Raw genomic sequence first — 14,764 nt, 5'->3', positions numbered from 1 at the left:
CTTAGAGAATGGTTAAGCTGAATGGCTTAACAGCAGGTGTGTGTTTTTGAGATGGCTGAAATGGCGTCAATCTCACCGGGTTAGGAATGCACCGGAGATAGTTGGACAACTACAGAACACCATTCTCTAAATTAGTTGATGCTTCTTTTTAGATTACGACAATCTGATTTAATCGTTAGTCGCGAATAAGTTTCCTCACTACCTTGGAGTGAACAGCGGCAGGCCGTATTCGCCGCTGTTTAACTGTGCCCGTTTGTTAAGGCGCGCTAACCAAAGGCGCCGGCATTCGCGGCACTTGAATCGGGAAAGTGGCTTATCCCACGCCCTTCACCAAGGAAGAGGACTTCCAACATGAAATCAAGTATCCCATCTCTAACCGCGGTGGCGCTGTCTGTTGCCATGGTATTTGGCGCAGCCGCTACCCAAGCGGCGCAGTCGCAATCGGCTGTTCAGCCTCAGGCCGCAACAACCAACGCCTACTGGTGGCCGCAGCAACTGGATCTATCGCCACTGCGCCAGCACGGCGCTGAATCCAATCCCTACGGCGCCGATTATGACTATGCTAAGGCCTTTTCCTCTTTGGATTTGGACGCCGTCAAAGCCGACATCAAAACTACGTTGACCACTTCCCAGGATTGGTGGCCCGCCGATTATGGTCACTATGGCCCTTTCTTTATCCGTATGGCCTGGCACAGTGCCGGTGTTTATCGCATCTTTGACGGTCGCGGCGGTGCCAGTGGTGGCCAGCAACGTTTTGAACCTCTCAACAGTTGGCCCGATAACGTCAGTCTCGACAAGGCTCGCCGCCTACTTTGGCCAATTAAACAAAAGTATGGCAGCCAGATCTCCTGGGCCGACCTCATGGTACTGGCGGGTAACGTATCCCTGGAGTCCATGGGTTTTAAAACCTTCGGGTTTGCCGGTGGCCGCACTGATGACTGGGAAGCCGAAAAGGTTAACTGGGGCGCCGAGAAACAGTGGCTCGACAATAAACGCCGCAATGAAAAGGGTGAGTTGGCCAAACCCTTGGGAGCCACCCAGATGGGGCTCATCTATGTGAACCCGGAAGGTCCCAACGGCGTGCCCGATCCCTTGGCATCCGCCCAGGAGATCCGCGATACCTTTGGCCGTATGGCCATGAATGATGAAGAAACCGTGGCGCTGATAGCCGGTGGTCACACCTTCGGTAAGGCTCACGGCGCCCATGATCCTGCCAAGTGTGTCGGCGCAGAACCCGCTGCCGCCGGAATAGAGGAGCAGGGTCTTGGCTGGAAAAACCGCTGCGGTAAAGGTCATTCGGAAGATACGGTTTCCAGCGGCCTTGAAGGTGCCTGGTCTTCCAACCCCACCAAGTGGACCATGGAATACTTAACCTGGCTCTACACCTTCGATTGGGTACAAACCAAGAGTCCGGCCGGCCACATTCAATGGATCCCTGCCGATGGCAAGGCCGCCAATTTGGTGCCTGACGCCCATATCCCCGACAAGCGTCATGCTCCCATCATGTTCACCAGTGATATCGCGCTGAAGGAAGATCCTATTTACCGCGAAATCACGACCCGTTTCCTCAATAATCCGGCCGAGTTTGAGCTGGCCTTCGCCAAGGCCTGGTTCAAGTTGACCCACAGAGATATGGGGCCGAAGACCCGCTACCTGGGTAAAGACGCGCCTGCTGAAGATCTGATCTGGCAAGACCCTATCCCAGCGGTCGATCATGCTTTGATCGACGCGGCCGATACCAAACAGCTGAAAGCGGCCATTTTGGATTCAGGCCTCAGCGTGTCTGAGCTGGTGAAAACGGCCTGGGCCGCGGCGTCATCTTTCCGTGGCACAGATATGCGTGGCGGCGCCAATGGTGCCAGAATCGCCCTGAAGCCCCAGAGCGATTGGGCGGCAAATGACCCCAAGGCATTGGCGAAAGTCATTGGCAAGCTTGAGAAAATCCAAAATGATTTCAACAAGAAAGCCAAGGGGGGTAAAAAGGTGTCGCTGGCCGATCTCATTGTATTGGGTGGCAGTGCAGCCATAGAAAAAGCCGCGGCCGATGCCGGGGTTAAAGTCAATGTTGCCTTCCATCCCGGGCGGATGGACGCGACTCAGGCCCAAACAGATGTAAATTCCTTTGCCGTGCTGGAGCCCAAGGCCGATGGCTTCAGAAACTATTTCAGTGAACAAAGCCCGGCATCACCGGCCGAAGCTCTGATTGAAAAGGCGAACTTCCTTAACCTGACGGTTCCTGAAATGACGGTATTGGTCGGCGGTCTCAGAGTGCTGAATGCCAACAGCGGTGGCAGCAAACATGGGGTGTTCACCCAAAACCCTGGCAAGCTCAGCAACGATTTCTTCGTTAACCTGCTGGATATGTCCACTCGTTGGGAAAAGGGCAAAGAGCCAGGTCTCTATCAGGGTCTTGATCGTCAGTCCGGCAAACTCAAATGGACGGCTACGCCTGTCGACTTGGTGTTTGGTTCCCATTCAGAACTCAGAGCCGTCGCTGAAGTGTATGCCGCAGACGATGGCAAGACCCGCTTCGTTGAGGACTTTGCCAAAGCCTGGAGCAAGGTGATGGAGCTGGATAGATTCGATTTGCAGTAGTCGTTGACGGCTGATGTAAACAAGTAATAGAGGGGATAATCCACCCCATGAAATTGGCGCAGGCTTTGACTTTGCGCCGATTTTTCTTGGGGCTTTCCCAAGCGCTATTTCTATTGGATTTGGGGATAAGGTATTTGGCCAATAGAACAACTTCAGCTGCCGGCTCGTCGCATACGCCGTTAATCGTTTGGAATCTGACTCTATTGATTCACATATCAACGGGCGTGCAATCGAGTCAGATAAAGTTTAGCCCATAGCCGAACAACCAAATTGGCTGATTGGATTTATAAAAAGGGCATAAACCGTGTGGATAAAGCCATTCGCCGCTATTGAGCCAGATTGGGGTATTGCCTACAATATCGCGAGTTTTATTTACCCAAGATGAAGATTATGACCGATACCAAAGTACCACCCGCTCTGCCGGATCGCCTTTCTATCAACCCACGCAGCCCACACCATGTGGCCGAAGTGTTTGAGTTCGATGTGGGTATTCGCATCAATGGCAAAGAGCGCAATGACGTGGAAGAATACTGCATCAGCGAAGGCTGGATTAAAGTCGCCTCTCACAAAGCGCTCGACCGCCGCGGCCAGCCCCTGCTGATGACCATCAAAGGCACAGTCGAAGCTTTTTATAAGTAAGCTTATCTGCCAATTAACCCCTGAGGGCTATCCGTAAGGATGGCCCTTTTTTGTTACTTGGCAATTGAACTGCCAAGGTCACTGACCATAGGGAGTGTTGCCAAACCGTGAGCTGGAAGCGGTTGTAGCGGTCAACTAATTCCGGAACGAATGTCTGAACCAGCACTGGTTCAGAACCTTGGACGAGGCCAGATACGAAATCGAGAAGTGGCGTGAACACTACAACCATGTTCGCCCTCATAGTTCACTGAACTATATGCCGCCTATTGCGTATGCCAAGCAAGCAGCATAAGCTGGAAAATCTCATCAAGGGATTGGTACTAATCTCGGGGAAAGGTTACAGCCAAACCATTCGAGACGTGTAGTTTCTGGGATAGTAAAATCCCCCTGGCTTCGGCTTTATGAATGGCATATCCACGTCCCTGTAAACACTGAAAACCGTAAAAGAAGAACGATAATATAGTGGCTGAAGTGAATTTTGAATTAAAGAAGATAGATGTCTGTGAAGAAAACATTGTGAAGAAGTCTAAACCACGCTTTTAAAAGTAGGTGATGGGTTCAATCTGGCTTGCTACTGGGAGGTCAGAATTGCTATAGGTAGTTCCAAAAGTGTTTGTCCCATCAAACTAATACGCTGGCGAAGAAAGGATTTGTTGTGGCAAAATCACGACTTAACCTCATACCGAGTTTTGATTGGGAGTGCGCCCGGGATGGCCGACGAAAAGGATACTTTCAGTAACTTCTCTTTTCTTAAAGAACACGAAGGTGTTTTTTTTGAACTCGCCTATGGTGCCGAGCGCTCCTTCTCCTCCGATCCCAACACTACCCTGGTCAAACTCAGGCAGCTGGCCGAAGCCTTCACTCAGGATATCGCTGCTCGTTGTTGTCTGACTTTCGATCAACAAACCACTCAGGCCGACTTGTTGTTTCTTGTCGGTCGGGAACTCCAGCTGGAATCTTTAGTGCTCAAACTGTTCCATGGTCTGCGTAAAGCGGGCAATGTGGCGGTGCACCAATTCAAAACCCAACACAAAGAAGCGCTGGCCGGGCTTAAAGTGGGCCGTGATTTGGCGGTTTGGTTTCATCGAACCTTTGGCGCGGGAGGAGAGTCTTTTACGCCGGGGCCCTTCGTTACGCCTAAAGATCCCAGTGAAGAACTCAGCGCGCTGCAGGACCAAATTGCCCAGCTGAAAAACCAGCTGCTGGAAGCCAACTGCCAACTTGAGCAGAGTGCCGAGCTGACAGGACTGTTACAGCAGGAGAAAGCAGAATACCAGCAACTGGCGGAATTGATGGACGCCGAGTCAAAAGCACTTGAGCTTCAGGCCAGGACTCACGAGGACGAACTCAAACGCCAACAACAGCAATTTGAGCAACGTTTAGCACAGCTGCAAAAACAGCTGAAAACCCAAACTGAAGAGGCTGCTTCCCAGCAACAAAAAGACTTAAAGCAATTAAGCTACAAAGTTAAACGGGTAACTAAGTCCATTGATTTGGATGAAGAAAGTACCCGAATGCTCATAGACCTGCAGTTAATTGAAGCTGGCTGGGAGGCGGACACAATACAGCTGGACTACCGAAAGGGAGCTCGTCCGGAGAAAGGTCGCAACATGGCCATTGCCGAGTGGCCAACCAAGTACCAGGGTAAAAATGGCCGGGCCGATTATGTGCTGTTTATTGGCCTCACGCCCGTCGCCGTGGTCGAAGCCAAACGCGAAAACGTTAATGTTGCTGGTGCAATCCCTCAGGCAGAGCGCTATAGCAAGGGGTTTACCCTTCGCGGCCTATCAGAACCATGGGCACTCGAAGAGAGCACAGTGCCCTGGAGCGTTGATACCGACACCTTTTTTGTTCCCTTCGTTTATTCCTGCAATGGCAGGCCGTTTGTAAAGCAGTTAGCCGAGCAGTCCGGTACCTGGTTTCGGGATGTGCGTAGCGGGGCAAATATCGCCCGAGCGTTGCAAAGCTTCCACTCGCCGGACGGGCTTATCGATTTGCTCACACGAAATAGGGCAGATGCCGAAGCCAAACTCAAGCAAGAAGGCTTTGGTTACCTAAAGCTGCGTCCCTACCAGCAAAAGGCCATCGAAGAGGTTGAGATAGCGCTTGAGGCTGATCAGCGTGAATGTTTGCTGGCAATGGCTACAGGTACCGGTAAAACCCGTACCATCATTGGCCTCATGTATCGCTTTTTAAAGACCGAACGGTTCAAACGCATTCTGTTTTTAGTAGACAGAACCGCCTTGGGTGAGCAGGCCACCGACGCCTTTAAAGAAGCAAAGCTTGAGCAGAACAAGACTCTTTCCACCATCTACAATATCGCCGAACTCGAAGATATGGCTGCTGAGGCCGAAACCCGCGTTCAGGTCGCGACTGTGCAGGCCATGGTTAAGCGCATTTTTGCCAGTGATGAACCGCCCACTGTGGATGAGTTTGACTGTATTATCGTCGATGAAGCGCACCGCGGTTACACCCTCGACCAAGAGATGACCGACGGCGAAATCGAAACCCGTGATGCCGACCAATACCTTTCCAGTTATCGGCGGGTACTGGAATATTTCGACGCCATCAAGATAGGCCTCACTGCCACGCCGGCAAAGCATACCAGTGAGATTTTCGGCAAACCCGTCTATCTCTATTCCTATCGTGAAGCAGTGGCCGAAGATTGGCTAATCGACCATGAACCGCCCATCCGTTATCAGACTCTCCTCAGCCAAAACGGCATCAATTTTGAGAAGGGCGAAACTGTCTCTTCAATCGATATGGCCACAGGCGCTATCGAGTCGGCAGAGCTCGAAGACGAGCTGAACTTCGACGTTAACGCCTTTAACAAGAGGGTGATTAACGAGAAGTTTAATCGGGTCATCTGCCAGGCGTTGGTGAAGGAGTTAGATCCCTTCGGTGACGAAAAAACCATGATTTTTTGCGCCACCGATCTGCACGCAGACATGGTTAAACGCATTCTGGACGAAGAGTTTCACGCCAAGTATAACGGCGACTATAACCAGGCTGCCGTGGCCAAAATTACCGGTAAGAGCGATAAGGTCACCGAGCTAATCCGCCGCTACAAAAACGAGCGTTACCCCAACATTGCTATTACGGTAGATCTGCTCACCACTGGTATCGATGTCCCCAAAATCTGTCATCTGGTGTTTATGCGTCGGGTTAAGTCACGCATTTTGTACGAACAAATGGTTGGCCGCGCCACCCGCCGCTGCGATGAGATAGGTAAAACCGTATTTAAAATCTACGATCCGGTAGACATTTACGCAGCGCTCTCTGAAGTCAACACCATGAAACCACTGGTGAAGAACCCCAATATCACGATTGAGCAGCTGATTGACGAGTTAACCGATGACACCCTCCTTACCAAGGCTATGTCGGTGCCGGGAGATATCTCGGGTGAATCCCAGGCTGACACAGTACTCAGTCAGCTCAGCCAAAAGCTGATGCGGGTACTGCGCAAAGCTGAAAGCGAGGCCGAGCGTTATCCAGCGCTGAGGCAAAAACTCGCAGACTTGGGTAATAGCTGGGGTGTTGAGCCCGGCAAACTCCACCAACACCTGCACCAGTTGGGGCCGAAACAGGCCAGTGATTTTCTCAAACAGCATGGCAGCCTTATCGCACAGCTCGAGCAGGTGCAGGCATTGGTTGGTAGTGAATATCGCCCTGTGCTGTCAGAACACGATGACGAATTAACACTGCGCGAACAGGCCTATGGCACCTACAGTAGACCCGAAGACTACCTGAGTGCGTTCGATAACTACATCCGCGAGCAAGTGAACCAGCATGCCGCTTTAATGACAGTGGTTAACCGCCCCAAGGATTTGACCCGAGAGCAGCTTAAAGAAATCCGTATGTTGCTCGATGGCGCCGGTTACAGTGAGACCAATCTCAAAACCGCATGGCGAGGCAAAACCAGCCATGAAATCGCCGCCGGCATCATAGGTCACATTCGCCGCGCGGCATTAGGCGAACCGCTTATTCCGTTTGAGGAGCGGGTATCCCGCGCGATGAAGAAAATCCTTAAGGCACATGACTGGAACCCTAATCAGCGCAAGTGGCTCGAGCGGCTCTCCAAACAGCTGGTGCATGAGGTCATCCTCGACCGTGAAACCATTAACCTAACACCCGCATTTGAAGGTGGCGCCAGAAGGCTTAACCAGATCCTGGATGATCAGCTCGATACCGTGCTGCAGGAGTTTGGCCAATACCTGTGGGAAGCCGTATGAGCCCACCACTGGTCGTTCTGATGGCCTCAAGGCCGACGCTCGAATACTTATTGGAAGTCTCACTGCCAAGTGTCGTCAGCCAATCCCTCCTGCCGGACGAAGTGGTTATCGTGGCCGACAAGATGCCCTTTACCGATGTTCAACAGCAGGTTATCGCGCAATGCTTGCCTGGCATTCCGGTTTCATTCCTTTATAACCGCAGAGCCCCCGGGGCCGCAGGCGCCTGGAATACCGGGCTCGATTATGTGCAGGCCAACTATCCAGAAGCATGGGTTGCCATTCTGGATGATGACGACCTGTGGCAGACAAACCATCTGCAGAGCTGTGCTGAGCTGGTGGCTGATAATGTGGATGCCGTTATCTCGGGTATTGAAGTTCGCAGGCACGGTGAAACGCTTGCGTTAAATACCCCCAAAGATCTCAAATACACGGATTTTCTGGTAAAAAACCCCGGTTGGCAGGGCTCGAATACCTTCGTCCGCTTAAGCGCCATTCAGGCTGTTGGGGGCTTCACCGATGGTTTGGTGAGCTGTAACGACCGTGACCTTGCCATTCGTATGTTACTGCGTGCACCAGAGCGCTTCAGGTACACAGATACAGTCACAGTGGTATGGCACTGTAATCAATCTGAAGAGGCATTATCAGCACCCAATTCGCCGCAAAAACGTAAAGGATGTGCCCAGTTTTTAAGGTTGCACGAACATCGGATGTCGCCTGCTGATAAGCAAGCATTCTTCGGTCGCTTACAAACGCTGTTTAAGATTAGCGAGGCCGACATCATGGAAGAATATCAATCAATGGATAGATCAATTGTCACACTTTCAGCCCAAAGCTCCTGCGACGTTTCAAGAAATCCTCTGTAATCGCAATCAAAGCATTCGTCGGCAGGCCGAAGCCGAATACCGTGCTGCGCCGGTACTGATAGCTATCGCCCATAAGAACCAACCACTACAGCTGGTTCGGGCGCTAAAAAGTGCTGTTACGCAAACCCTCATCCAGCAAAAGAAAGCACAGATACTGGTGTTGGACGACAGCTCAGAACCCAACTGGCAAACGCATGCAAAGGCGTATCTGTTGCACCCGGCGGTCACCCTCATCAGCGCCGAGTGTGGCTCGCCCGCTCGGGCGCGGAATCTGATGCTTGATTGGGCCGACGACAATCCGGCAGTTCAATGGGTGGCAAGACTCGATGCCGACGATGAACTGGCTTATCCCGACAGTCTTGAACGCCTTTGGCTATCGGCCCATCGGGAGCAGTGCGTTGCCGCCATTGGCAGTAACTACCTGCGGATAGGCGATACAATCCTGGATAGCGCCAATATTGCAGACCCATCCGAGCTTTTGTCACCCCAAGCTCTGGCGGGATTTATCGAGAGCTTTGCAGAAGGCAGGCAGCAACGGGAATTGCCTTCTTGTAATTTACTCCTCAAAACCGGACTTGGTCTCAGGTATCCCAATATTCGCAGCGCCGAAGATCACTGGTTACTAACCCGCCTACTGATGCGCTTTGGTAATCAAGTGGCGATCAATCCTTCACCCGTTTATGCCATCTATTCGCTGTCAGGTAACGATACAGCGGCAAATAAACAGCAATCGATTTGGCAGGAGCAAAGAACCCGTCTGGCCAGTGCTGCCAGTAGCTGGGCTGCGCTTATCACTCACCAAAGAGACTTGCTTGGGGTCGGTATGGAAGGCGCAGTCTGGCGCCAGCATAATCAGGTGGTAAAGGAATTTTATCCCTGGGCGATTGATGACGCCGAAGTCAGCCGCTTACAGCAACTCCTTAACCAAAAAAGCGTGCCTATTCCCAAGGTTCGCTGGCGTAAATGCGATGGACGCTGGCAGTATCAAACCCCCTATGCACCCGGCCATCATCCCGGTAAGCGCCTTACCGAATCACAGGTCCTTGGTTTTCTCTTGGCCATGTACCAAAACGGTATCAGCGCTCTCAACATCAAACGGGAAAACCTGCTGCTTACCCAATCCGGCGAGCTGCTCTACATCGACATAGGCAAAGACATTCAGCCCCTCACCAGCTCCAATTTTCAGGACATGTGTGCCCGTCTGTATTCAATCGGGATACTTGGCAATAAAGATGAAGAATGGGGGCGCAGGCACAGCTTTCGCCGCCAGGATGAAGCCCTTGAAGCCCTGCCGGGCTTTGCAACCTTCTACGCAGAGTTGGTGGCAAGTTTGCACCCGCATTGTCAGGTAGACTCCCAAAGCCACGATGCCCAATTCCTGAATATCCGGCAGCCCGATGCCCGGGCAACTGCTGACAATGTCAGTCTGCTGATAAAAGCCTGTGGTCAGGATGCCGAAAGCCTCACAACGCAGGTGCAGCACATAGTGACTCACTTGCAATATCCGGTCAGGTTTGCCAAAAGGCTGCTGCTGATAGATACCCACGCAGGCGACTTTTTACGGCAATACGCTGAAGCGGATCTCACGTCGGTCATTACGCAGGCCGAGGCGCTGAAACAGGCTGGGCTTATCGATGAAGTGCTGTTGTCGCCCACATGTCAGAGTGTTGTTCTGGCGACCTGTCATCACTGGTTCGGGGCGACGGATGCGGTTGAGCAGGGTGGCTCTGCTGATATTCATACGCATACTCAGGACAACGCCCCCTTGTTTCCCCAGATCTGGGCTTTCGGGCAAATAGATACCCGTTATGTGCTGCAGTGCGATTTGGATGTCATGATCGGCCGACGCGACTGGCAGCATGATTACTTGGCCGACATGCTCTATGCCGCAGAGCCAAGCATTGTGCTTGCGGTAGGCTTTAATATTCCCAAAGCAACCCGCCAGATTTTGCCCTACCACGGTGAACCGGGGCAGTTTGCGCCAGAAGTCAGGCTTGGGCTGCTGGATCTTAAGCGCATAAAAGCGCAGCTGCCCATCGTCAATCCCTTAGCCGAGGGGCGCTATCGTTTAACCTGGCACCGGGCCTTGCAGGCACATATGGCCAGACAAGGATTGCGCGCACTTCGCGGTGGCGATCCGGCCACCTTTTACGTGCATCCTCGTAATGAACATAAGCATTTGCCGCTTATCGCCCGGGCGGCAGATTTAATTGCCCAGGGCCGCGAGCCACACGCCCAGCAAGAAGCGTTCGATTGGCAACCCGCGGCAGACTGGCAATATCCCAAACGTGCCGAACCCTTGGTCTTCCTGCTTAAAGGTCGGTATACCGACGTAAGTTTGCTGACAAGGTGCCTGAATTCGCTGCGCATGCAGCACAATCAGAACTTCGGCATAGTGCTTATTGATGATGCCAGCGGCTGGGCTCACAACTGGTGTTACCCCGAGCTGCTGGCCGAGTTGATGCCACGTACCACACTGGTGCGCCACCTAAGACACCAGGGCCGAATGCCCAACTTCCTGCAGGCCATCAATACCCTGTGTGAGCACGACCAAAGCCTTATCGCCGTACTGGATCAGGACGATTGTTTGATGCACCCAAGGGTGGTGGACATACTGTTAAACGCGAGGGCTGAAGGCGCTGATTTAATCCAGATGCCCATGTATCGCCCCAATAAGCCATTGAGGTTGTACCGACCGGATTATAAAGCGCCAAGGCAAGCGGCGGGCGCCAATGTCTGGAGTCACCTGCGGGTGTTCACCCGTTCTCTGTTTCTTAGGGTACCGCTGGATTACTTCAAACGTCCCGATGGTGAATGGTTTGATACAGTGACCGACTATCTGACCATGTTGCCCATGGCCGAGCTTGCGTTAAACCCACAGTATCTAGACGATGGCTACGCCTGCTGGCATCTGCGCCGCGATTATGGCCGCGACGAAAAGGCAAGAGAGCGGCAGCTTATCGAGGAGATCCTGGCCATGCCCTCGCTGAGTCCGGCACCACAAGCCCCCGGGAGCGAAGCGCCAGCGTTTGCCACAGCCAGGCCAGCTTGTAATGCACCTGACTGACCCAAACGGACGCCTCGTTATCATAAAGCCACCAAAGGGCGGTCTCCCGGGTATTCCGTGGCAGATAGAACAGCTTTTCTGCCGCAAGCAGCGCCTCTGGCTGGTGGCTCGTACCCGCATCATGGCTGTTGGTTAGGCTCTCAAGCCAGCTCTCGGCATTGCTGCTGGCCAGATGGTGCCATAGCTTTTGTCCCTCGGCTTTGCTGCAGTGGGTGACATGCAGTAATGCCTCAACAGGAAGTGAAGGCTCAGTGGTCATCGGCTGACTTGGGGCCGGTAGCCAAAAATCAGGCCAATCGATTGGCGTGTCACCTGTGCTTGTGCCCAAAAGCCACGCCATGGCCAGTCGCCGCTCGCCCAGCCAGTTATGGAACGCCGCCGCCAGCGGAGTTCGCCCACTTAACTCTGGCGATCGTATCAGTGAGGGCAACAGGTTCATCTGGCATACGCTGACCTTAACGTCCTGGCCAGCAAGGCATCCCAATACCGCAAGGCCAGACGAGGGCCAGGCACCAAGTCGTGCCTCAAGAGTTGTCGCTACATCAGTGATATCTGCCAAGAGCGCCATATCGGCTGTGGAGGCGCCGTCCGGGCGTAGTGCAAAATGTCGCTCTCGCAGCAACGCCACATCAGCCTGTTGTCGTCCAAATTGCCACTCTGATGCGTTGGGTATTCCATGCGTGCCAAGAGAGCCTGATGCTCTGATTGGGGATGATGTTCCGGACGCACTGACGTTCAGGTCTTTCGCTGTGGCGGCCAGATATTCTCGGGCCAGCTTGCCGTTAAACACCGTCATTGTTCTGGTGCCGCTGAGCTGCTGCCGACCATTGAAACGGATACACAGGGCATCTTCCATGGGGGGGATCTCCCCCGGGCCATTGCCAATCAGCAATACCTGTGCGCTGTCTGTCAAAATTCGCTCCTCAAGCGGCAAAACTCACTCTTCAGTCGTTCACAATGTCAGGTCAAAGGGATACCATAGCATCCAACGGATTTTTAAGCTCAATTCATTGTTTAGGTGTCTGTTTACTAAACAATTGTTTAGGCGCCATGGCAGGCCCGCCAGCCTGCCCCGCCCGGGAACTCATTATGACCAATAACGATATCGTCCAGAAACTCTGGAACCTCTGTGATGTGCTGCGCGATGACGGCATCAACTATTCCGATTACGTCACCGAGCTGGTGCTCTTGCTGTTTATCAAAATGGTGCATGAGAACGAAGAGGCCGGTTCCCTTGCTGCCCACACCCTGCCAGAGCATTGCCGCTGGCCGCAGCTTTCCAAACTCTCTGGCCTGAACCTTTTGAACCACTACCGCCAGATGCTGCTGGACTTGGCCAAAGATGAAGACCCGCTCATTGCTGCCATCTACGCCGACGCTCAAACCCGTCTGCGGGAGCCGCGCCACCTCGAGCAGCTTATCCGCTCGCTGGATCAAATCGACTGGTTCAGCGCCAGCAAAGATGGCCTCGGCGATCTCTACGAAGGCCTTTTGGAGAAAAACGCCGGTGAAACCAAGTCCGGTGCCGGGCAGTACTTTACCCCAAGGGCGCTGATTAACAGCATTGTGCGCTGTATCCGCCCTCAGGCCGGAGAGCTCATCCAGGACCCCGCCGCGGGTACCGCCGGCTTTTTGATTGCCGCCGATCAGTACATCAAGGCCCACACCGACGAGCTGTTCGATTTAACGGCCGACGAGCAGCGCTTTCAGCGCCAAAAAGCCTTTGTCGGCATTGAGCTTGTGCCCAACACCCGCCGCCTGGCGCTGATGAACTGCCTCCTGCACGGCATGGAAGGCGACGATGAAGGCGTGGTGCATCTCGGCAACTCCCTCGGCGATGCCGGTAAAAGCCTTAAAGCCGCCGATATCATCCTCGCCAACCCGCCCTTTGGTACCAGCAAGGGCGGTGAGGCCAGTATCACCCGTGATGACCTCACCTTCGATACCAGCAACAAGCAGCTGGCGTTTTTGCAGCACATCTACCGCAACTTAAAGCCCGGTGGCCGCGCCGCCGTGGTGCTGCCCGACAACGTCTTGTTTGAAGCGGGTAAGGGCACCGACATTCGCCGTGACTTAATGGATAAGTGCAACCTGCACACCATCCTGCGCCTGCCCACCGGCATTTTTTATGCCCAGGGCGTAAAAACCAACGTGCTGTTTTTCACCAAGGGCAGTGCCAGCGACAAATACCAGCAGGAAAACTGCACCCAAAACGTCTGGGTCTATGATCTTCGCACCAATATGCCAAGTTTTGGCAAGCGCACCCCCTTTGGTAACGCGGCTCTGGGTTTCGCAGCTGATATCTTTGCAACGGACCCACATCTGGGCCCCTTCGAGCGGGTCTATGGCGCCAATGCCGATAGCACCAGCAAGCGCACAGAGGGCGAATACAGCTTCGGCGCCGAGCAGGTGGAAGTCGCTGACGCGGATGAAAATAAGGGCGTGGATAACAGTCTGGTACACTCCAGATGGCGCTGTTTCAGTCGCGACTGGATCCGCGAGCACAAGGGCGACTCGCTCGAAACCATGTTGACGTTCAGGGGAACCAATAACGGCGTGACTGGTGGTAAAGATTGGCCAACCAACCTGAAACAGGGCTCTGGAGGGGAGACTAAACAATATAATCAGGCCATGTATCTGGCCGACATGGTGGATGACTCACTGGATGATTTTACGATTGTTGGCCATTCACTTGGCGGCGGTTTAGCAGCCAGCGCGGTTGGCGTGACAGGTCGAAACGGGTATACCTTTAACGCAGCCGGGTTGCATCCCAAAACCATGGAGCGAAGAGGTGGTCTGCCTATTGCTGAAATCGATAAGCTTATCCAAACCCAGGCGGTCAATGGCGAAGTATTGACCGGGGTACAGAAGTGGCGTGGAGTGTTATTGCCTGGGCTTCTGGGGGGAATAGGGAGCCTGTTTGGTCCAGTTGGTACAGGTCTTGGACTGTTGGCCAGCGGTATCTTGATGGCTCGGGATACGCTTCCAAGCGCGCCGGGTGAAATGCATAAACTGGAGAGTATTGCCGGTGGTAACCCTGTGGCAAGGCATGGAATGGACCAGGTTATTGCCGGTATTGAAGCTCAAAAACGTGAAGATATTACAACCTTGACTCAAGCAGCCTGAAGAGGATTGCCAGATGAAAAGATGTGTTACCTGGTTAGGCGTGGTTTTAACCTGTGTACTGAGTGCCTGTGGTGTAGGAGGAAAACAGATGGATGCTGAGCAGTTTTTTAAGCCGGAAATGGTGACGGTACTTCAGCATATTCAGCAAGGCCATGAAAAAGAGGCCAGAGCAGCGTTAACTGATGGACAAGACCTCAATATTCATGGTGACGAGGATATTACCCCTCTGCTATGGCTTATTT

Annotated in this window: 6 protein-coding genes and 3 pseudogenes; 8 read left to right on the top strand and 1 reads right to left on the bottom strand. The window is 53.2% G+C overall.

The genetic code is table 11. From position 1 onward, the window contains the following. Window positions 1-351 precede the first annotated feature (351 nt). The 6 genes and pseudogenes from katG to ACF8D4_RS01670 all read left to right on the top strand — a co-directional run bounded on the left by katG (window position 352) and on the right by ACF8D4_RS01670 (window position 11,396). On the top strand, window positions 352-2,595 hold the full coding sequence (katG, locus tag ACF8D4_RS01695) for a catalase/peroxidase HPI (protein ID WP_392464447.1): 2,244 nt from the start codon (window positions 352-354) through the stop codon (window positions 2,593-2,595). A 390-nt stretch (window positions 2,596-2,985) separates the two neighbouring features. After that, window positions 2,986-3,234 carry a DUF3297 family protein gene (locus ACF8D4_RS01690; protein WP_025011888.1) on the top strand — a complete coding sequence of 83 codons (249 nt, stop codon included), beginning with the start codon at window positions 2,986-2,988 and terminating at the stop codon, window positions 3,232-3,234. A gap of 139 nt (window positions 3,235-3,373) precedes the next feature. Beyond that, a pseudogene (locus ACF8D4_RS01685) lies at window positions 3,374-3,526 on the top strand (transposase); the annotation flags it as partial. Between the two features lie 418 nt (window positions 3,527-3,944). Beyond that, entirely contained in the window at window positions 3,945-7,466 is a 3,522-nt protein-coding gene (gene hsdR, locus ACF8D4_RS01680; protein ID WP_392464446.1) for a type I restriction-modification system endonuclease, read from the top strand. Beyond that, window positions 7,463-8,329 (top strand): glycosyltransferase family A protein, encoded by an 867-nt coding sequence (locus tag ACF8D4_RS01675; protein ID WP_144135193.1) that lies wholly within the window; start codon window positions 7,463-7,465, stop codon window positions 8,327-8,329. Before hsdR ends, ACF8D4_RS01675 begins: the two co-directional genes overlap by 4 nt. Further along, complete coding sequence (locus ACF8D4_RS01670) at window positions 8,277-11,396, top strand: glycosyltransferase (protein WP_144135195.1); 3,120 nt, start codon at window positions 8,277-8,279, stop codon at window positions 11,394-11,396. The genes ACF8D4_RS01675 and ACF8D4_RS01670 overlap by 53 nt, the downstream gene beginning before the upstream one ends. Here the strand turns inward: ACF8D4_RS01670 and ACF8D4_RS01665 are convergent. Then, complete coding sequence (locus ACF8D4_RS01665) at window positions 11,287-12,309, bottom strand: hypothetical protein (RefSeq protein ID WP_144135198.1); 1,023 nt, start codon at window positions 12,307-12,309, stop codon at window positions 11,287-11,289. The genes ACF8D4_RS01670 and ACF8D4_RS01665 overlap by 110 nt on opposite strands. Before the next feature lie 176 nt (window positions 12,310-12,485). Here ACF8D4_RS01665 and ACF8D4_RS01660 point away from each other — a divergent pair. Together ACF8D4_RS01660 and ACF8D4_RS01655 are read left to right on the top strand one after the other, a co-directional pair. Further along, window positions 12,486-13,919: pseudogene (locus tag ACF8D4_RS01660) on the top strand (N-6 DNA methylase); the annotation flags it as partial. 616 nt (window positions 13,920-14,535) lie between these two features. Beyond that, window positions 14,536-14,764 (top strand): annotated as a pseudogene (locus ACF8D4_RS01655) (hypothetical protein); the annotation flags it as partial.

It is taken from the genome of Shewanella sp. YQ_9, assembly GCF_043103185.1.
GTDB classification, from domain to species: Bacteria; Pseudomonadota; Gammaproteobacteria; order Enterobacterales; family Shewanellaceae; genus Shewanella; species Shewanella algae.
Note: the sequence above shows the minus strand (reverse complement) of the source record. Positions and strands in the feature narration are given on the sequence as shown.

Excerpts from the sequence above, each read along its gene's own strand:
- katG (WP_392464447.1), top strand. The coding sequence starts at position 352 with ATGAAATCAAGTATCCCATCTCTAACCGCGGTGGCGCTGTCTGTTGCC.
- hsdR (WP_392464446.1), top strand. The coding sequence starts at position 3,945 with ATGGCCGACGAAAAGGATACTTTCAGTAACTTCTCTTTTCTTAAAGAA.
- ACF8D4_RS01690 (WP_025011888.1), top strand. The coding sequence starts at position 2,986 with ATGACCGATACCAAAGTACCACCCGCTCTGCCGGATCGCCTTTCTATC.
- ACF8D4_RS01675 (WP_144135193.1), top strand. The coding sequence starts at position 7,463 with ATGAGCCCACCACTGGTCGTTCTGATGGCCTCAAGGCCGACGCTCGAA.